The sequence below is a fragment of the Williamsia sp. 1138 genome (genome assembly GCF_002095435.2).
Classification (GTDB): Bacteria; Actinomycetota; Actinomycetes; order Mycobacteriales; family Mycobacteriaceae; genus Williamsia.
In genome coordinates, this window is the sequence record NZ_MJEJ02000031.1 from 1 (window position 1) to 19,201 (window position 19,201).

Below are 19,201 nucleotides of genomic sequence, written 5' to 3' on the forward strand. Positions count from 1 at the left end.
CGGCCGAACAGGCCGAACAATCGAACCCACACCTGTCTCAGACAGGTTGACAACTTCCGTCAAGCAGGTGTTTTTGACTCGAACGGGTGTTTCTGTCTGTGCCGGCTTCAGCGTGTGCGTAGGAGCGCGGTTCCGGTCGCCCGGTCGTGCATGCCGCGACCGTCCTGATCGTTGATCAGCGGGGGCACCAGGAAGACGATCAGTGCCTGACGAATCAAGGCCCGTACGAAACCGACCCTCTCCCCGCCGTCCACGCGGGCCACGCGCATACCGGTGAGGAATTGTCCCGGCGTGAAGCCGAAGGTGGTGACGGTACCGACGCCGATGATGAACCAGACGCCCAACACGATCGTCGACAACGACGACGACTGTAGGTCCTGGACGAACAGCAGCGAGATGCCGCCGCACATCAACCAGTCCGCAAGAAGTCCGAGACAGCGATGCCAGGACGAGGCCAGCGCGCCTGCGCCGGATTCGGGCAGACCGAGTTTCTCTCCGCGGTACTCGCCGACGTCGGCGCCGTCTTGCAGCGCCGCCTGCGGACCCGACAGCCACGATCCGGTGATTCTTCCCATGCCATCAATGATAGGTGTCGCACAGAGTGAGACACTGCGATGTCGTCGTGCGCGATCTCACAATCGTTGCCGTGGCGATTTGCGTACGTAACACAGGCGAAACACCGAAGTATCTGGCCAGCAACCTGGCGTCAATACGGTCAGCGTTGATGATCCGCCACTCTAGAGTGGAGAAGGACAATCGCCAGGCCTTGCAACATCCATCAACATGGGGTGCTGGCAGCAATTGGGCACAAGTGAAGGAGCCACCCGCAGGTGTACAACTCAAAGGAAGAACTGCTCGAGGGCATCAAGGCCGAGGGAGTCGAGTACGTCGACATCCGGTTCTGTGATCTCCCGGGAGTGATGCAGCACTTCTCGATCCCGGCATCGGCGTTCGACGAGAGCGTCTTCGAAGACGGTCTGGCATTCGACGGATCGTCTGTCCGTGGATTCCAGTCGATCGACGAGTCGGACATGATGCTGCTGCCCGACCCCGCGACCGCGCGCATCGATCCTTTCCGTAAGGCGAAGACGATGAACGTCACGTTCTTCGTGCACGACCCGTTCACCCGCGAGGCCTACAGCCGCGACCCGCGCAACATCGCGCGCAAGGCCGAGGACTACCTGGCCAGCACCGGCATCGCCGACACCTGCTTCTTCGGTGCCGAAGCCGAGTTCTACATCTTCGACTCCGTCTCGTTCAGTTCTGAGATCAACGAGACCCATTACCGCGTCGAGTCGGAGTCGGGCTGGTGGAACACCGGCTCGCAGACCAACCCCGACGGCAGCCCGAACCTCGGCTACAAGGTCCGCCAAAAAGGTGGCTACTTCCCGGTCGCCCCGTACGACCACTACGTGGACCTGCGTGACGAGATCTCGACCAACCTGCAGACCGCAGGGTTCATCCTCGAGCGCGGCCACCACGAGGTCGGCACCGCCGGACAGGCCGAGATCAACTACAAGTTCAACACCTTGCTGCACGCAGCCGACGACGTTCAGCTGTTCAAGTACATCGTGAAGAACACCGCATGGCAGAACGGCAAGACCGTCACCTTCATGCCCAAGCCACTCTTCGGTGACAACGGCTCGGGCATGCACGCCCATCAGTCGCTGTGGAAGGACGGCAAGCCGCTCTTCCACGATGAGGCCGGCTACGCGGGACTGTCGGATCTGGCCCGCCACTACATCGGCGGCATCCTGCACCACGCGCCGTCACTGTTGGCGTTCACGAACCCGACGGTGAACTCGTACAAGCGTCTGGTGCCCGGCTACGAGGCACCCATCAACCTGGTCTACAGCCAGCGCAACCGCAGTGCCTGCGTGCGTATTCCGATCACCGGCAACAACCCGAAGGCCAAGCGCCTCGAGTTCCGCTGCCCGGACAGCTCGGGCAACCCGTACCTGGCGTTCGCCGCGATGATGATGGCCGGCCTGGACGGCATCAAGAACAAGATCGAGCCGCACGAGCCCGTCGACAAAGATCTCTACGAGCTCCCGCCCGAGGAAGCAAAGGGCATCCCGCAGGCCCCCACGTCACTCGGTGCGGTCATCGATCGCCTCGAAGAGGATCACGAATACCTCACCGAGGGTGGCGTGTTCACCGAGGACCTGATCGAGACCTGGATCTCGTTCAAGCGTGAGAACGAAATCGAGCCGGTGCAGATCCGCCCCCACCCGTACGAGTTCTCGCTCTACTACGACGTCTGATCCGCCTCCGGCGAAGGACGTCTGATCCGCCTCCGGCGAAGGACGTCTGATCTGCAGTAGACCAGACACAATCCGCCCGCTTGGCTTCGGCCAGGCGGGCGGATTTGTTTTCTCCAGATCTTTCGGCGGCATCGCCACTGACCTCTTCACGGAGTCGCCCGGAGCACGAGCGTGCCGACATCGCTACGGTGGGTACACAGGGGGGCGATCACCGGATGGGTCGGCCGGGACGATCAACGAACGGATAGAGGTACAACCGTATGCAGGCCGCCGAACAGGTCGTCCTGGTGTCCGATGACGGCACGCCGATCGGTGTTGCCCCCAAGGCGACCGTCCACGACGGTGCCACTCCCCTGCACCTTGCGTTTTCCTGTCATGTGTTCGACGGGGAAGGCCGCGTCCTGGTGACGCGGCGGGCTCTGGCCAAGAGCACCTGGCCCGGGGTCTGGACGAACTCGTTCTGCGGGCATCCCGGACCGGGAGAAGCCATGGAAGACGCAGTCGTGCGTCGAGCCTCGTTCGAGTTGGGCATCCGCACCGACCGGATCGCACTGACCCTTCCCGATTTCCGGTATCGGGCGGTCGACGGGTCGGGAATCGTCGAGAACGAGATCTGTCCTGTCTATCGAGCCGACCTGGCAGGCGACCTCCGGCCCAATCCGGACGAAGTCGTGGAGACCCGGTGGGTACACACGTCGGCGCTTCGTACCGCAATCGACGCAGCACCATGGGCATTCAGTCCCTGGCTCGTTCTGCAGGCCCGCGAACTCTACTGAGCTCGGCGTCGACCCGCCGAGGTCACACCATCCCCACCTCGGACAACATGGTCCGGGTCTGCGCCACAGACGCGAGTTCGTCTAGGTCGATGTCGAGCCCCGCAACCTCCGCCAGCGGGGGCAGCTCGTAGGTCGTCGAGGTCACCCCCGACACCACGGGATATTCGGCCGCCTCGTCCGCGAAGTACTCCTGCGCGCCCTCCGACAGCAACGCCCGCAGGAACTCGATCGCCTGGGCTTTGTTGTCGGAATGTTTGACGACTCCGGCACCGGCGACGTTGACGAGTGCGCCCGGATCTCCGGCGGCGAACCGGTGGAGTCCGACTGACGAGGCAGCGCCACCGGTGAGGGCGAGCGGATACCAGTAGTAGTGGTTCGTGAGCCCCAGGGTTGCCTGTCCGGAGGTCACCGCCTGCACCACAGACCCGTTGTCGGGCAGAGCAATCGGGTCGTTGGCCAAGAAGTTTGTCAACCATCGGCGAGCCGCATCGTCGCCTCGCATGACCCGCAGCGCCGTGACGAACGACTGGAACGATGGGTTCGTCGGTGCGTAGGTGATCTGGCCCCGCCAGCGCGGATCGAGCAGTCCATCGATCCCTGCGGGTAATTGGGCGTCGGTCACCCGCGCAGAATTGAAGATGAGCACCCGCTCCCGCGCGGAGGTTGCGATCCAGGTCCCCTTACTGGATCGATATCGCGCAGGGACCATTCCGAGGATGTCGTCAGGCAGCGTCTCGAGCATCTCGTTTTCATCCAGCATTCCGAGAGCGGCCGCATCTTGACCGAAGAAGACCTCCGCGGGAGTGTCGTCGCCTTCGGCAAGCATTCTTCCCACCTGCGTATGGGTGTTGCCTGTGTAGTCGACGTCCACCGTGAAATCCAGGTCACCACTCAACAGATCGATCATCGGGGCAACCAGACCTTCATCCCGTCCCGAGTACACGAGTATCGATCCTCGGCCCTCCGCATCCGAATTCTTGTCTGAGGCACCGCAGGCAACCGCGACCGCGAGTAACCCCGAAACAATTACGAACGACACGACTCGCCTGAACAGCGGCACACGATCTCCAATCCTTCAAAAGGGATTTTCCGGGCTTTTCAGACCAACAAATACACCGTAGCGAATTTATTTGTCGTTGACCCAAGATGGAGCGTCATTGCGCGGCGGAGTTTTTATGATCAACCTTTTTCGCGTCGCCGAAGAACCCGCCTCCGAGCCATACCCCTGCCGATCGGCAGCACCGGCCAGCCACCGATCGAACGACGATGCCCAGTCGCGGTCCAGTTGCTCATCGAGTGCCCGGAGTCTGTTGTCGATGGGTTCGTGCTGATCGGGCGGACATTGCTCTCGCAGGGTCTGCAGCAGGGCCCGAAGTCGGCGCTGCACCTGCGCCGCATTCGACGAGTAATGACGGATCTCGTCGGTGCCCACGGCGACGAAGTCGTCCCACGTACGGCGGTAGCCCCCGACGAGAGTCAACGACGCGTACTGCTGGTCGACGCGCAGCCGCGGAGCGAGCATCAGCAGGAGGTCTTCGACGTGATCGAGGGCCTGCACCGCACGACCGGGGTCATTGATGGCCGGGGACAGCGCCTTGAGCGCGATATCCGAGATCGATTGCAGCGCAGCAGCTGGACTCACCGAGGGCCTGTGGGTGTCCCCGAACAGCAGGGTGCCGAGCAGGTGGTGTGGTCGCACTCGATCGCCGGGACCGTGCACCTCGAACACATCGGCATTGTGCGCAACAAAATCCCCGATCCCGATCAGCAGATCGACGCGAACATTCCAGTCGATGGCCAGCCGTTGCAGTCGCTGCAGGTCGACGGCCATCAAGACCCTTCCCTGACTGGGTATCTCACGAAGCTGGATCAAGGTTGTCTGCGAACCGGGTTCCGGTTCGACCCCCACCGGTAGCTCGTCGCCCACATCCCCTGTCGCCTCGACGGGATACACCCGCCGGATCGCACCGCGTCCCTCGTTGGCGATCCATCGCAACAATTGCGACGAATTCAAAACACTGCCCACCTTGACGACGAGTGCGATGAACATGAAGACACTCGCGATCGTGACAAGGAGCGCCAAGAGTGTCGACAGACCGGGCGCCGGCACATCATTGCTGTCTTCGGCGATGTCGAGGGCAGTGATGAGGGTGAAGACGAACGTAGCCAAGAACGTTCCGATCGACCACCGCATGATGGGATCCTGCTGCAGCACCGGGATCACCCGGACAGATATCTGCGAGGCACCGAATTGCATGGCCAGGGTGATCGCCGTGAAGACCAGACCCGTCAGGGTGGCCATGGCGCCGGCGATCACACCGAGGAGTGTCGACGTCGAACCCGCATCCATCCCCTCGATCACAAACGTGTCGTCGACGGTGGTGACGACCAGCGCCGCCAGGATCGACAACGAGACCAATACCGCGGGAAGTCGCCAGACCGGGATCATGCCCAGGCGGTGTCGGGTGCGCCGCCACCGGATCGCGGTGGCCATTCGGTTCGGGGCGCCGGCGCCCGGCTCGCGCACCGCCACCTCGACAGGGATCGGCGCGGGATGGTCCGGGATTCCGAACCGACCCGCGACCGCCTCCTGCACAACGATCTTCCACCGTACGATCGGCTCGCGATAACGCTGCTCGCGGCGGATCGCTTTTTCCCGTTTTCCAGGCCGGGTGGTGTATCGCCACCGGGCCCACGGCGACGCCGGCCTGCCGATCCGGATGGAACCGATGATCAGCAAGGGCAGGAAGAACAGGCCGATCAAACCGGTCCAGAGCTTGCCTTTGAGCAGTGTGATGGTCGCCAATACCGCCGACAAGGCCAGCGCCACGATCACCACCACTCGAGTAACGGTGTCCGGCGCATTCTCGTAGTCGTTGAGTTCGCCACCGAACCCGAAGGGCCGCAATCCCATCAGGAACAGGGTGATCACGGCGATCGCCACGAACACCGCATCGATCGATGACCGTCCCTCTTCCTCCCAGTACACATCCCGCAGATGCAGCACCAGCGCGAACTCGTCGAGAACCAGTGCTGCTCCGATACCGAAGATCGAAGCGAGAACGCAGTTGGCGATCGGGGTGTGAAAGCTGGCGAGTGCGACGAAGCAAAACCCCGAGATCATCATCATGATGACGCCGAAGAACTCGTGATGCATGTGCACGCCGCCGGGTGTCACGTTGCCTGGCCACCACGACACCTGGGCGCGGATCATCCGCACGCTGAACCGGATGAACAGGAACGTCAGTACGAACGCGACCAACAGGAAGAACAGGGGCAGGCGGCCGGTGTCGACGATGGTGCGGTCAAACCACTCGTACATGCTCACCTCTCGCGCACGGGACCACATCGACGACAGCCAACTGTGTGAACACTATCGCCGAGGACTGCGATTGGTTTGGGCAACGGACGCTCAAGTAAGTTGCGATCATGACTCTCAAGCGCCTGTCCCTGACCATCGTCGCCTCCTCGGCGCTCTTTCTCGCCGCCTGCGGATCCGACGAGTCCTCGGACACCACCGAGTCGACGACCGCGGGTGCGACCGGCACCGCCGCGGCGGCAACCTGCCCGACCGCAGCTCCCGCGGGCGACGTCGCGCCGGAATGGACGCTTCAGGGCACCACCGGTTCGGTCGAGGTCACCGGGTCCACCGACTCCGCCGCGCCCAAGGTCACCGTGTCCTCTCCGTTCTCGGTCGACGCCACCCAGGTCCAGACCCTGACCGAGGGCACCGGCGCTGTCGTACCCGAGACCGCAGAGGTCTCCGTCTGCTACATGGGCGTCAACGGCCGCGACGGCAATGTGTTCGACAGCAGCTACGAGACCGGTTCACCCGTCGACTTCCCCCTCACGGGTGTCATTCCCGGCTTCCAGAAGGCCATCGCCGGACAGAAGGTCGGCTCCACCGTCGGCGTGGCCATGTCATCGGCAGACGGGTACGCCACCGGGCAACCCGCCGCAGGCATCGAAGCCGGCGACAGCCTGATCTTCGCCATCAAGATCTTGTCGGCACAAGGCTGACAACCAGCCCGCGGTGATCTGAACCGCCTATTCCGAAAGTATTCAGGTCGGCTGCGACGAAACCGCGGGAGATCACGTGGTCGATCGCGATGACCGGCGGAAAAGTGCGATCGGCCGGGTAGGTCATCTTCCACATGCCGCCGGACTGCTCGGTGGCATCCCGAAAACCGTTCTCCAACAACGCCCGGTACTGGGCGTGGTCCCAGGTCGAATTGAAATCGCCGCTGACGATCACCCGGTCGGTCGTCGTGGCGTGGACGGTCTGGCGCAGCCGCTTCATCTCCCCCACCCATCGATCGGGGTCGTATGGGTAGGGCGGAATGGGATGCACCGCATACACGGTGGTCGACGGCGCACCAGGCAGGTCGACCTCCGCTCGCAGGTTGTTCAGACCGAATTCGTTGAGCTGCGCGGTATCACGCAGCGGGAAGCGGCTGAAGATGCCGGTGCCCACGCCGCCGACGTCCGGCACCACGAACTCATAGGGCAGCATGCTCCGCAGTTCGGTCTGCTCGAATCTGGCCAATGCCGCCGGAGTGATCTCCTGCACCGTGAGCAGGTCGGCGCCGCTCGATCTGACCTCGGCGACGACGTCATCGACATTGCCCTCCCCCAAGGTGATGTTCGATGTGACCACGGTGATCCGCTCGCCGGCGGGCGCGTCGGCGGCCTTGAGCAGAGGTGCCTGAGTCCAGATCCCGACGCCGAGGAGGATCACCGCCAGCACGGTGGAGATCCAGCGCCGGGTGACGGCGAGGATGATCACCGCCGGGATCGCGGCCAGCAGTAACCACGGCACCGCGCTGGCGAACGCCGTCGACGCGCGACCTTTACCGGGGTAGTAGTGCAACCAGATCGCGACGATGACCGCGGCGAGCAACGCCCACCCCAGCACGACCGCGATGAAGTAGAAGACCTTGAAGGCAGCTCCGCGCTGAGCGAGACGCTGCTTCACCCGCCGAATACCTTGAGGACCACTGCCTTGGCTCTGCGAGTGACCCGCAGATAGTTGTCCAGGAACTCCCCCGAGTCGTCGTCATGCCAGCCGGCGACGAACGCCACGGCTCGCAAGGTCTTGCCGGGTGCGGGTAACTGGTCGACCGGCTTGCCACGCACCAACACCAGCGCGTTACGCGCCTTGGTGGCGGTAAGCCACGCCTCTTTCAGCAAGAGGACGTCGTCCTGGGCCAGCAGTTCAGCCGAACCGATCGCGTCGAGACATTGGAGCGTCGACGTGTTGTGCAGCGCCGGCAGCCTGTGTGCGTGCCGCAATTGAAGAAGCTGCACGGTCCATTCGACGTCTGCCAGACCACCGCGGCCCAGTTTGGTGTGAGTGGCCGGATCGGCGCCGCGCGGCAGACGTTCCGAGTCGACTCTGGCCTTGATCCTGCGGATCTCGCGCACCGCGTCCGCGGACACTCCCCCGGCCGGGTAACGAATCTGATCGGCCATGTGCAGAAACGCGACTCCGAGCTCTTCGTCGCCCGCGACCTGGTGTGCCCGCAACAGCGCCTGGATTTCCCAGGCCTGCGCCCACTGCTCGTAGTAGGCCGCGTAGGCGGCCAACGTACGTACCACCGGGCCATTGCGCCCTTCCGGCCGCAGTCCGGTGTCGACCTCGAGGGGCGGATCGGAGCTGGGTGTTCCGAGCAGCGACCGCACCCGCTCGGCGATGGTGTTGGCCCAGCGAACGGCTTCGGCGTCATCGGCGCCCTCGACGGGATCGCAGACGAAGAGCACGTCGGCGTCGGAACCGTAGCCGAGTTCACCGCCGCCGAGACGACCCATCCCGATCACCGCCATCGTGGCGGGTGCGGGCGACTTGCGTTCGGCGACAGAGGCATTGGTGACGACCGTCAACGCAGCATTGAGCACACCGGCCCAGACCAGCGACAGGGCTCGGCAGACCTCGGGTACGTCGAGCATGCCGAGGATGTCCGCAGACGCGACCCTGGCGAGTTCGAAACGCCGATGAGAACGCGCGACCGAGATGGAGGCCTTGAGGTCGCGCTGGCGGATGGCCGAGGCGACCATGCCTCCCACGACGTCCTGTGGATCGACCTCGACGAGCTTCGGTCCCCGTGCTCCGTCGGCGTACAGCCGGATCACATCCGGCGAGCGCATGAGAAGTTCGGCCGCGTACGCAGACGTACCCAGCACGGTCATGAGCCGTTCTGCCACAACGCCTTCGTCACGCAGCAGTCGCAGGAACCAGTCCCGGTCGGCCGCGGCATCACAGAGCCTGCGGTAGTTCAGTAGCCCTGCGTCGGGATCGGGTGTGCGACTCAACCATTCGAGCAAGGTCGGGAGCAACAGCTCCTGGATCTGGCCTTTTCGGCCCGCCTCGGACACGAGTGCCTTGAGGTGCCCGAGAGCGTTCTCCGGTTTGCCGTATCCGAGGGCCCCCAGCCGGCGAATCGCCGAGGTGTCGGACAGTCGCAATTCGTCTTTGTCGAAACGGGTCACCGCCTCGAGCAACGGGCGATAGAACAGCTTCTCGTGGAGGCGACGGACCCGGTGGGATTGCCTGCGGATCTCTTCCCGCAGGACCCCACCCGCATCGAGGTCACCGGTCGGGCGGATGTGTGCCGCACGCGCCAGCCACCGCATCGCCTCGATGTCGTCGAACTCGGGCAGGGTGTGAGTCCTCTTGAGCCGCTGGAGCTGCAAGCAATGCTCGAGCAGACGCAAGAACTCGTACGAGGCAACAAGATTGGCACCGTCATCGCGACCGATGTAACCGCCATCGCGTAAGACCGTGAGCGCTTCGACCGTGCTCTTCACCCGTAGCGTCTCGTCGACGCGGCCATGCACCATCTGCAGGAGTTGCACCGCGAACTCGACATCGCGCAGGCCGCCCCGGCCGAGCTTGATCTCGCGCTCACGAAGGTCTTCGGGCAGCATCTCCTCGACGCGACGACGCATCGCCTGGACATCGATGACGAAGTCCTCGCGCTCGGAGGCCTCCCAGACCATCGGGCTCACCGCGTCGACGTAGGCGCGCCCGAGCTCCATGTCACCGGTCATCGGGCGGGCTTTCAGCAACGCCTGGAACTCCCAGGTCTTGGCCCAGCGCCGGTAATAGGTCAGGTGCGACTCGAGGGTGCGGGTCAGGGCGCCGGCCTTGCCTTCCGGTCGCAGCGCCGCGTCGACCTCGAAGAACGCCATCGACCCGACCCGCATCATCTCTCCCGCGATGCGGCTGGTCTGGCCATCGGCTGGTTCGCTGACGAAGATGACGTCGACGTCACTGACGTAATTGAGTTCGCGTGCACCGCATTTGCCCATCGCGATGACGGCAAGCCTGACCGTCAACGGTTTGTCGCCGCAGACCTCGGCGATCGCCACCGCCAGCGCTGCGGTGAGTGCTGCGTCGGCGAGCTCGGCCAAGAAGTTGCTGACCTCGCCGAACCGCAGCACCGGCTCGTCCTCGACGGTGGGTGCGAGATCCCGGGCAGCGACCTGCAGCAGCAGATCGCGATAAGCCAGCCGCAGCGCGATGATGGCCTTGGGGCCGGTCAGTTCTGCCCGGTAGATCAAATTGTCGTTGTCTTCGTGGCCCGGTTCGGGCTGCGCCGAGACCGCGCCCAGCATCGTGCTCCGCACTTCATCGACATCGAGCAGGTCTTCACGGGTCAACAGCCGCCACGCGTGGGTTTCGGCGACGAGATGATCACCCAGTGCGGTCGAGGATCCCAGCACCGCGAACAGACGTCCGCGGAATCGGCGATCGGTGCGCAGGAGGTCGTCGATCTCGTTCCAGTCGGGGCCCACGGCCGCCCGCAACCGGACCAACGCACGCAACGCGATGTCGGCGCTGGGTGCCCGCGACAGCGACCACAGCAGGTCGACGCACTTCTCCTCGTTCCAGCCGAGTGTGGCCAGGTCATTCGGAGCGGTCGACTCGAGAAGACCCAACCGGCCGACGCCGGGTACGCGAGAGCGGGACGCAGGTGGTGTCACAGGTGTAAAGGTACTGGTCTGGTTCTGACGAGCACCATCAACCCACCAACCCGGCAGCACCGATTCCGGGCCGGGACCGCCAGTGACCGATAAGAGGCAGCGACTACAGGGACAGGTAGTTCTTGAGCTCGAACGGCGTCACGTGGCTACGGTATTCGGTCCACTCCGCCCACTTGTTCCGCAGGAAGTACTCGAAGACGTGCTCGCCCACCGCCTCGGCGACCAGTTCGGACTTCTCCATCTTGGTCAACGCCTCGGCCAGGGAGCCGGGCAGTTCCTTGTAGCCCATCGCCCGACGCTCGGCCGAGGTGAGCGAGAAGACGTCGTCCTCGGCGTGCTCGGGGAGTTCGTATCCCTCTTTGATGCCCTTGAGTCCGGCAGCGAGCAGCACCGCGAAGGTCAGGTAGGGGTTGCAGGCCGAGTCTGGGCTGCGGACCTCGATACGCCGCGACGACGCCTTGTTCGGGGTGTAGAGCGGCAACCGGATCAGCGCGGAACGATTCGCCGCACCCCAGCTCGCCGCTGTCGGGGCCTCCCCACCGTGGATCAGACGCTTGTAGCTGTTGACCCACTGGTTGGTGATGGCACTCAATTCGTCGGCGTGATGCAGGATGCCCGCGATGAACTGCTTACCCGTGTCCGACAGCGCCATCGGATCGTCCGGGTTGTGGAAGGCGTTGGTGTCGCCTTCGAACAGGCTCATGTGGGTGTGCATTGCCGACCCGGCGTATTCGCTGAAGGGCTTCGGCATGAACGTCGCCCAGACGTTCTCTGCGATCGCGACCTCTTTGACCACGTAGCGGAAGGTCATCACGTTGTCGGCCATCGACAACGCGTCGGCATAGCGGAGGTCGATCTCCTGCTGACCGGGTGCTCCCTCGTGGTGTGAGAACTCGACGGAGATGCCCATCGACTCGAGGGCCTCGATGGCGTGCCGACGGAAGTTCGGTGCCGAGTCGTGGACGGCCTGATCGAAGTAACCGCCGTTGTCGGCGGGGATCGGGACCGAACCGTCGGTGGTCGGCGGGTTCTTGAGCAGGAAGAACTCGATCTCGGGATGGACGTAGCAGCTGAAGCCCTGGTCGGCCGCCTTGTTGAGCTGACGCCGGAGCACGTGCCGAGAGTCCGCCCACGACGGTTCCCCGTCGGGCATCACGATGTCGCAGAACATCCTGGCGGAATGGTGCCTGCCCGTGCTGGTCGTCCACGGCAGGATCTGGAAGGTCGAGGGGTCTGGCTTGGCGATGGTGTCCGCCTCCGAGACCCGCGAGAAGCCCTCGATGGCGGATCCGTCGAAGCCGATGCCCTCGGCGAAAGCGCCCTCGAGCTCGGCCGGTGCGATGGCAACCGACTTCAGATATCCGAGTACGTCGGTGAACCACAGACGAACAAAACGAATGTCGCGCTCTTCGAGCGTCCGGAGCACGAATTCTTTTTGGCGATCCATGACATCGGAGCCTAGGAGCGCCCTGTTAAATGCATGTTACGTGCGCGCTTCAACCAGAATATCCTGCGCATTTCTGGCGAAAATCTCAGCATTTGAGGCCCTCGTCCGGCAGTGTGAGATTCACGAAGTAGTCGGTGACTGCGTCGTCGACACATTCGTGGCCCTCCAGAGACGCCGTGTGCTGAGCACCCTCGAAAGTGATCAGTCGGGCCCCCAACTGCGCTGCGAGATCAACCCCGGCCTGGTAAGGGGTCGCGGGGTCGTTGGTTGTCGAGATGACAACAGTCGTGGGCAGATTCGGGATGTTCAGATCGTGCGGAGTGCTGGTGGGCGGTACGGCCCAGAATGCGCACACATCGCGGGCACCCGTGCCGGTGCCGCGTCCGTCATCGGTGAACGGCGCGGCGCGGCGACCCTCGACCTCGAGCCGGTCGATCTCGGCCTGTTCGGTCAGTCGCGGGTCGTCGACGCAACGGATCGCCGTGAACGCGTCCGAGCTGTTGCTGTATTCGCCGGCCGCGTCCCGTCCCTCGTAGAGGTCCGCCAATCGCAGCAGGGTGTCTCCCCGACCGCCTGCGAGTTCGGTCAGCGCTTCGCGCAACGGCTCCCACAACGCGCCCGAGTACATGGCCTGCGCGACTCCGGTCATCGCGTCGTCGTAGGTCAGGGAACGGCCGTCTGCCGTGCGCGCGGGCCTGTCGATGAGCGGCCTGGTCAGTTCCTGGAACCGTGCGGTCGCCGTGGCGGGGTCGTCGCCGAGGGCACAACCGCCGCGCGTGATGCAGTCGGCCGCGAATGCGTCGAACGTCGACTGGAAGCCGGCGAGTTGCCGGATGTTCTCGTCGACCGGGTTGGCGGAGGGGTCGACCGCGCCGTCGTTGACCATCGCCCGGACCCGGGTCGGGAACTGCTCGGCGTATGCAGCCCCGATCCTGGTGCCGTAGGAATAACCGAGGTAATTGAGTTGGTCGTCGCCGAGCGCCGCCCTCAGCACGTCCATGTCCTTGGCCACGTCGACGGTTCCGACATGCGCGAGAAAGTCGGTACCGACCCGCTGCGCGCACTTGTCGGCGTCAGCCTTGTTCTGCGCTTCGATCTCGGCGATGCCGGCAGGGCTCATGTCGACCAACGTCTCGGCTCGCTCGTCATCGCGCTCCTGCGCAGTGAAGCAACGGATCTGCGGCGTCGACTTGCCGATCCCTCGAGGATCGAAGCCGATCAGGTCGAATCGTTCGCCGAGGTCGAGGTCTCCGAAGGTCTGCGCCTGCCCGGCCATGAACTCGACTCCTGACGCTCCGGGACCACCGGGATTCATCAACAGCGACCCCACCTTGTCACCGGACGCGCGGACCCGGAAGACCGCGATCTCCGCGGCGCCGCCGTCGGGGTTCTCGTAGTCCACGGGCACGGTGATCGTCGCGCAGTCGCTGCGGTCCTCCGGGTAGCCGGTCGTCTCCTGGTCTGCATAGTCGGCACACGATTCCCAGCGGATCGTCTGACCGTAGAACGGGTCGAGGTTCGGGGCCGGCCCGGCGCCGACACTGAACGTGGCGTCCTCGGGCTGCCCGTCGACGCTCTCGGTACACGCCGATCCCACCATCACCACCAGCACGGCACCGGTCACGCCCAACCATTGCCGCACCCGCGGTCGCCTTCGCCTGCTCACCAGGCACATCGTGCCACGGGGCCCGCCGGCGCGGTCGACCGATCGCGTCCCATGATGTGACAAATTGCACAGCTACCTGCTGTTTCCCGGTGGACATCCCGGTGCCACACTGGTGGGGTCATCCACCCACCCGGGTACCTGCTGATGCAGGACTCGAGGCACGAAAGAGACAACGATGTCTGAGAATCCGGTTTATGGTGCTGCGCATTCGGCAAGTGATTCGGCCGGCGCAGCCGATTCCGCCCGACGCCGCGTGACCCGCGTGCACCATCTGGCCCAGATGAAGGCCGAAGGTGAGAAGTGGTCCATGCTCACCGCCTACGACTTCTCCAGTGCCCGCATCTTCGACGAGGCGCAGATCCCGGTCCTTCTGGTCGGAGACTCCGCCGCCAACGTCGTCTACGGGTACGACACCACCATCCCCGTCAGCATCGACGAGCTCCTCCCGCTCGTCCGCGGAGTCGTCAAGGGCGCCCCGCATGCCCTGGTCGTCGCCGACCTGCCCTTCGGCAGCTATGAAGCAGGTCCGCAGCAGGCTCTGGAATCGTCCATCCGATTCTTCAAAGAAGGCGGCGCCCACGCCGTCAAGCTCGAAGGTGGAGAGCGGGTTGCCGACCAGATCGCGACCCTCACCGCCGCCGGTATCCCGGTCATGGCCCACATCGGCTTCACCCCGCAGAGCGTCAACGGGCTCGGGGGCTTCCGGGTCCAAGGCCGCGGCGACGCCGGCGACCAGCTGATCAACGACGCGATCGCCGTGCAGGAGGCCGGCGCCTTCGCCGTCGTCATGGAGATGGTCCCCGCCGATCTCGCGGGCCAGATCAGCCGCAAGCTCACCATCCCCACCGTCGGCATCGGGGCAGGCAACGAAACCGATGCCCAGGTCCTCGTCTGGCAGGACATGGCCGGCTTCACCCACGGCAAGACCGCCAGGTTCGTCAAGCGGTACGCCGACGTCGGCGGCGAATTGCGCCGTGCGGCAGAACAATACAACGACGAGGTGCGTCGCGGCGCCTTCCCGGGACCCGAGCACAGCTACTGACCCGGAAGCCCGATCGTGGTGGGTTCCGGCGAGCGTTCACCCAGCTCGGCATCACCAGAACCCACCACTTTCGGGTCCGTGGATCACGGGACGGGCATAGTGGACACATGCGCGACTTCTATCCACCGATCGAACCCTTCGCCGCCGGCCACCTCGATGTCGGTGACGGACAACAGATCTACTGGGAACAGAGCGGCAACCCTGCCGGTAAGCCTGCGATCTTCGTGCACGGCGGACCAGGCGGCGGCACGGCGCCGGCCCAACGGCGATTCTTCAACCCCGACGCCTACCGGATCATCCTCTTCGACCAGCGCGGCTGCGGTAAGTCGACGCCTCACATCGCCGACGGCGCCGACCTCTCGGTCAACACCACCGACCACTTGATCTCCGACATGGAAAAGCTGCGCGCGGAGTTCTCCATCGAGCGCTGGCAGGTCTTCGGTGGATCCTGGGGCTCGACCCTTGGTCTCGCCTACGCCCAACGCCATCCCGAGCGGGTCACCGAGCTGGTACTGCGCGGGATCTTCCTGCTGCGCCGCAGCGAGATCGACTGGTACTACAACGGAGGCGCTGCCAACATTTATCCCGATCTCTGGGAGGGCTATCTCGAGCCCATCCCGACCGGCGATCGTGAGGGTGATCTCGTCGAGGCCTACCACCGACTGCTCACCGGCAGCGACCGGACTGCGGCAACTCGAGCCGCGGTGGCCTGGACGACCTGGGAGAAGTCCACGAGTTATCTTCTGCCGCAAGCCCAAGACGACGACGGGTCCGAATCCGATCGGTACGCACTGGCGTTCGCCGGGATCGAGAATCACTACTTCCAGAATCGAGGCTTCCTCGACGAAGGACAGCTGCTCACCGATGCGCATCTGATCAAGGACATCCCCGGCGTGATCGTGCAGGGGCGCTACGACGTGGTGTGCCCCGCCCGCAGCGCCTGGGACCTGCACCGCGCGTGGCCCATCGCCGACCTGCACATCGTGGACGACGCCGGGCATGCGTCGTTCGAGGTCGGGATCCGCCATCATCTGATCGAGGCGACGGACCGCTTTGCAGGTCTTGCCGCCGCTGAGAAAGGACACTGAGTTGACCGCGCACGAGGCCCTGGAGATCGAGCTCAAATACGACTTGAACGCCGGCGCGTCGGTGCCGGATCTCACCGTTCTCGAAGCGGTGCATTCGGTTACAGGTCCGGTCGTCGAGCATCTGGACGCCACGTACTACGACACCGACGCCCTCGACCTCGCGGGCAACAAGATCACCCTCCGACGCCGCGAGGGCGGCCACGACGAGGGATGGCATCTCAAACGTCCGGCCACCTCCGCAGGGCCCGGACGCCGAGAGATGCAGGTCGGATTGGAAACGGCCGCCGACCCATTTTCCGAGGTATTGGTCCCGACCGAGCTCACCGACCATGTCCAGGTCCATGTGCGTGGTCGACGGCTGTCCCCTATTGCCACGATCTCGACCGTCCGGCGCATCACCGAACTGCACGATGCCGCCGGCGAGGTCCTCGCCGTTCTCTGTGAGGACAGCGTCGCCACCCAGTCGCTGTTGCCGGGTGGTCACGCACAGACCTGGAACGAGTGGGAACTCGAACTCGTGGCAGGCGACGAGAAGTTGCTGAAGGCAGCGGACAAGGTGCTGCGGAGCAGTGGAGCGCGAACCGCGTCGAGTGCGTCGAAACTGGCTCGAGCCATTGGACCGACCCCGACCGGCAGCGACTCGACCAAGCAAGGAAAGAAGTCGTCAGCGAAGAAGCTGTCGGCGCTCGAGTTGGTGATCTCGGAGCTCGCCGAACACCGGGACCATCTCATCGCCCAGGACCCGCTGGTGCGGGTCGACGCGCCGGACTCGGTGCACCAGATGCGGGTTGCGACCCGGCGCGCCCGCAGCGTTCTGCGATCCTTCCCCGAAGTGCTGCACGGCGACGTGATCGGACACCTCGAAGGCGAGTTGAAGCACCTGGCAAGCATTCTCGGCGACGCTCGTGATGCCGAAGTCCAGCTCGAGCGCAATCGCCACCTGCTCGAAGGTGAGTCCGCACCCGCCACCATCGTCGCGGCGTTGATCGACGACCAGATCAGGACCTGCGGATCCACCGTCGAGGTGGTTCTCGAATACCTCAGGTCCACCAGGTACTACGAGCTCCTCAACGAACTCGACAGCACCGTGGCCGAACCCCAGCCAGGACCGGACGCCGATCTCACTGCTGCGAAGGCCCTCGACGAAGCGGTCGCGCGCAGTGCCAAGCGGGTGCGTAAAGCGCAGCGAAAGCTCCAGGGGCTCGCTGTCGAGTCCGCGGAGTGGATCGAGCAGTTGCACACCATCCGCAAGCGGGCAAAACAGTTGCGTTACACCACAGATTCGGCTGACCGGCTGGGCACCAAGAAATACAGCAAGATCGCGAAGCAGGCCAAGCAGGAGCAGGCCGCTCTCGGCGACTTCCACGATGCCGAGGTCAGTCGCGAACACCTCGCTCAATTGGCCGGGGGTTCCGGCATCTCGGTGGCCGACGCGTTCGTCTACGGCCGCCTGGATGCCCGCGAGCAGGCGGCTGCCGAGACCGCGATGCGTGAATACCTCAAGGCGAAGTCTCGGCTGTGAACACAAGAGTGGGGCCATGCGTATCGGCGCTGGTCAGTCGCACCGAGATCTGACTGCCCTCGGCCGGGTCCCCGATGCAGGTTGCGAAAACGGGGGGTTCGGCGATGAAGATCCGGGCGGGGCGTTTGCCCCGTTTCGGGTGCAGGACGGTGGCCGAGAACGTCTCGCCCACCCGGTCTGCGAGCAGGATCGCCTCGGCGAGGTCTAGTCCCGCCCGGTCCGCCCGTCCTGCAACGGCACCCGAACTGCGCATGATCTCGGGCAGGGTCGGCAACGCCGCGAGCACCCACTCGGGCACCGGCTCGCCCGCATGCAACGCCAGACACACCTCCGTGGCGAAGCGGTCCGCCAACCGGCGCAGAGGTGCGGTGACGTGGGCATACACTCCCGCGATTCCGCCGTGGGTGGTCACCGCGTCCGCCGGGATCTCCCCCAATAGAGCCAGATAGTCACTGCCGCGGAGCAGCGTGGTGGCGTCTGACATCAGCGCGAGCGTAGTGGGGGCCTGGGGATCGAGCCCCGCCAGGAATGCTCCGGGAGAGACCGATTCGGACCACGGCACGCCCAGGGCGGCCGCCGCTGTGCGCAGAGCCGCGACCTCGCCGTCCTGCGCGTCGGGCAGCGTTCGGAGCAAGCCGACCGCGTGGCCGAGCATGAGTGCGCCCGCGCACATACCCGTCAGCAAGGAGACCTGCGAGTTCCACATGTCTGCACGAGTCCTCGGTTGCACCGACAGCTCCCAATTGCCGTCGGCGTCGCGAACCACATCCTGCTCGGGCAGACCGAGCTCGATGGCTCCCCGGCTGATCGACAACCTCTGCCTCAGCTCACCGAAATCGGGCAGCGCCGCGATCGAGGGGTGCAGGGTGCCGGCGGCGTGGTCGGCCATGACGCCCGCATAGTCCAGTCGCGCCACCGACTTCACCCGCGCCCTGGCCAGGTCCACCGACACCGGGGTCGCCTCGGCATCGACGACGATGCGCCAGAGCACCGCGGGTCGGACCTGTTCGGGGAGCAACGAACCGGTGTTCTCCGACAGGGCCCGAGGGTGCAGGGGCACGTTGCCGTCCGGGAAGTAGATGGTCTGTCCGCGTCGCCTGGTCTCCTGGTCGAGGGCGCCCTGCGGCACCACAAGAGCCGCCACATCTGCGATCGCGTAGTGCACGACGAAACCGTCGCCATCCCGGGCGATGTGCACGGCCTGATCGAGGTCCACCGAACCGGGTGGATCGATGGTCACCAATGCGAGGTCGGTGCGATCGATTCGACTGTCGGCGAAGCGGTCGACGGCGGTCTCTGCCTCGTGCTGGGCCGCGGCACCGAACTCCTCGGACAGCCCCAGGTCGGTCCGAATGGAGCCGAAATCTATGTCTGCGGCGCGAAGTCTGCGTTGCACAGGCCCCAGACTATCGG

At 64.7% G+C, this 19,201-nt stretch carries 14 protein-coding genes; 6 read left to right on the top strand and 8 right to left on the bottom strand.

Annotated elements, in window-relative coordinates; translation table 11 throughout:
* Nucleotides 1–107 precede the first annotated feature (107 nt).
* Nucleotides 108–575, bottom strand: coding sequence for an RDD family protein (locus tag BH683_RS05475; protein WP_084835268.1), 468 nt, complete (start codon nucleotides 573–575; stop codon nucleotides 108–110).
* Nucleotides 576–830: 255 nt separating this feature from the next.
* On the opposite strand from BH683_RS05475, the gene glnA (BH683_RS05480) reads away from it, so the two are divergent.
* Together glnA (BH683_RS05480) and idi are read left to right on the top strand one after the other, a co-directional pair.
* Complete coding sequence (gene glnA / locus BH683_RS05480) at nucleotides 831–2,264, top strand: type I glutamate--ammonia ligase (RefSeq protein ID WP_084835269.1); 1,434 nt, start codon at nucleotides 831–833, stop codon at nucleotides 2,262–2,264.
* A 260-nt stretch (nucleotides 2,265–2,524) separates the two neighbouring features.
* Nucleotides 2,525–3,040 (top strand): isopentenyl-diphosphate Delta-isomerase, encoded by a 516-nt coding sequence (idi, locus tag BH683_RS05485; RefSeq protein ID WP_084835270.1) that lies wholly within the window; start codon nucleotides 2,525–2,527, stop codon nucleotides 3,038–3,040.
* Nucleotides 3,041–3,062: 22 nt separating this feature from the next.
* On the opposite strand, the gene BH683_RS05490 is transcribed toward idi, so the two are convergent.
* Nucleotides 3,063–3,947, bottom strand: coding sequence for an extracellular solute-binding protein (locus BH683_RS05490; RefSeq protein ID WP_246833204.1), 885 nt, complete (start codon nucleotides 3,945–3,947; stop codon nucleotides 3,063–3,065).
* A gap of 219 nt (nucleotides 3,948–4,166) precedes the next feature.
* Nucleotides 4,167–6,362 (bottom strand): DUF2254 domain-containing protein, encoded by a 2,196-nt coding sequence (locus BH683_RS05495; RefSeq protein ID WP_084835271.1) that lies wholly within the window; start codon nucleotides 6,360–6,362, stop codon nucleotides 4,167–4,169.
* A 107-nt stretch (nucleotides 6,363–6,469) separates the two neighbouring features.
* On the opposite strand from BH683_RS05495, the gene BH683_RS05500 reads away from it, so the two are divergent.
* Nucleotides 6,470–7,060 (top strand): FKBP-type peptidyl-prolyl cis-trans isomerase, encoded by a 591-nt coding sequence (locus BH683_RS05500; RefSeq protein ID WP_084835272.1) that lies wholly within the window; start codon nucleotides 6,470–6,472, stop codon nucleotides 7,058–7,060.
* Here BH683_RS05500 and BH683_RS05505 read toward each other — a convergent pair.
* The 4 genes from BH683_RS05505 to BH683_RS05520 form a co-directional block, all read right to left on the bottom strand.
* On the bottom strand, nucleotides 7,035–8,015 hold the full coding sequence (locus BH683_RS05505; RefSeq protein ID WP_084835273.1) for an endonuclease/exonuclease/phosphatase family protein: 981 nt from the start codon (nucleotides 8,013–8,015) through the stop codon (nucleotides 7,035–7,037). The two genes, BH683_RS05500 and BH683_RS05505, sit on opposite strands and share 26 nt — an antisense overlap.
* Complete coding sequence (locus tag BH683_RS05510) at nucleotides 8,012–11,023, bottom strand: bifunctional [glutamine synthetase] adenylyltransferase/[glutamine synthetase]-adenylyl-L-tyrosine phosphorylase (RefSeq protein ID WP_084835274.1); 3,012 nt, start codon at nucleotides 11,021–11,023, stop codon at nucleotides 8,012–8,014. The genes BH683_RS05505 and BH683_RS05510 overlap by 4 nt, the downstream gene beginning before the upstream one ends.
* Nucleotides 11,024–11,126: 103 nt before the next feature.
* Nucleotides 11,127–12,470 carry a type I glutamate--ammonia ligase gene (gene glnA, locus BH683_RS05515; protein ID WP_084835275.1) on the bottom strand — a complete coding sequence of 448 codons (1,344 nt, stop codon included), beginning with the start codon at nucleotides 12,468–12,470 and terminating at the stop codon, nucleotides 11,127–11,129.
* 85 nt (nucleotides 12,471–12,555) lie between these two features.
* Nucleotides 12,556–14,145, bottom strand: a complete 1,590-nt coding sequence (locus BH683_RS05520) for an alpha/beta hydrolase (RefSeq protein WP_084835276.1) — start codon at nucleotides 14,143–14,145, stop codon at nucleotides 12,556–12,558.
* A gap of 166 nt (nucleotides 14,146–14,311) precedes the next feature.
* Here BH683_RS05520 and panB point away from each other — a divergent pair, with 166 nt between their 5' ends.
* From panB to BH683_RS05535, 3 genes are all read left to right on the top strand, one after another.
* Entirely contained in the window at nucleotides 14,312–15,178 is an 867-nt protein-coding gene (panB, locus tag BH683_RS05525; protein WP_084835277.1) for a 3-methyl-2-oxobutanoate hydroxymethyltransferase, read from the top strand.
* Between the two features lie 107 nt (nucleotides 15,179–15,285).
* Nucleotides 15,286–16,266 carry a prolyl aminopeptidase gene (gene pip, locus BH683_RS05530; protein ID WP_084835278.1) on the top strand — a complete coding sequence of 327 codons (981 nt, stop codon included), beginning with the start codon at nucleotides 15,286–15,288 and terminating at the stop codon, nucleotides 16,264–16,266.
* Between the two features lies 1 nt (nucleotide 16,267).
* Nucleotides 16,268–17,788, top strand: coding sequence for a CYTH and CHAD domain-containing protein (locus BH683_RS05535; protein WP_084835279.1), 1,521 nt, complete (start codon nucleotides 16,268–16,270; stop codon nucleotides 17,786–17,788).
* Here BH683_RS05535 and BH683_RS05540 read toward each other — a convergent pair.
* Entirely contained in the window at nucleotides 17,766–19,184 is a 1,419-nt protein-coding gene (locus tag BH683_RS05540) for an RNB domain-containing ribonuclease (protein ID WP_084835280.1), read from the bottom strand. The two genes, BH683_RS05535 and BH683_RS05540, sit on opposite strands and share 23 nt — an antisense overlap.
* Between the last annotated feature and the right edge of the window lie 17 nt (nucleotides 19,185–19,201).

What these genes read in the sequence shown, in the direction of transcription:
- BH683_RS05475 (WP_084835268.1), bottom strand. Translation starts at nt 575, where the DNA reads ATGGGAAGAATCACCGGATCGTGGCTGTCGGGTCCGCAGGCGGCGCTG.
- idi (WP_084835270.1), top strand. Translation starts at nt 2,525, where the DNA reads ATGCAGGCCGCCGAACAGGTCGTCCTGGTGTCCGATGACGGCACGCCG.
- BH683_RS05490 (WP_246833204.1), bottom strand. Translation starts at nt 3,947, where the DNA reads ATGATCGATCTGTTGAGTGGTGACCTGGATTTCACGGTGGACGTCGAC.
- BH683_RS05495 (WP_084835271.1), bottom strand. Translation starts at nt 6,362, where the DNA reads ATGTACGAGTGGTTTGACCGCACCATCGTCGACACCGGCCGCCTGCCC.
- BH683_RS05500 (WP_084835272.1), top strand. Translation starts at nt 6,470, where the DNA reads ATGACTCTCAAGCGCCTGTCCCTGACCATCGTCGCCTCCTCGGCGCTC.
- glnA (WP_084835275.1), bottom strand. Translation starts at nt 12,470, where the DNA reads ATGGATCGCCAAAAAGAATTCGTGCTCCGGACGCTCGAAGAGCGCGAC.
- BH683_RS05520 (WP_084835276.1), bottom strand. Translation starts at nt 14,145, where the DNA reads ATGTGCCTGGTGAGCAGGCGAAGGCGACCGCGGGTGCGGCAATGGTTG.
- panB (WP_084835277.1), top strand. Translation starts at nt 14,312, where the DNA reads ATGTCTGAGAATCCGGTTTATGGTGCTGCGCATTCGGCAAGTGATTCG.
- pip (WP_084835278.1), top strand. Translation starts at nt 15,286, where the DNA reads ATGCGCGACTTCTATCCACCGATCGAACCCTTCGCCGCCGGCCACCTC.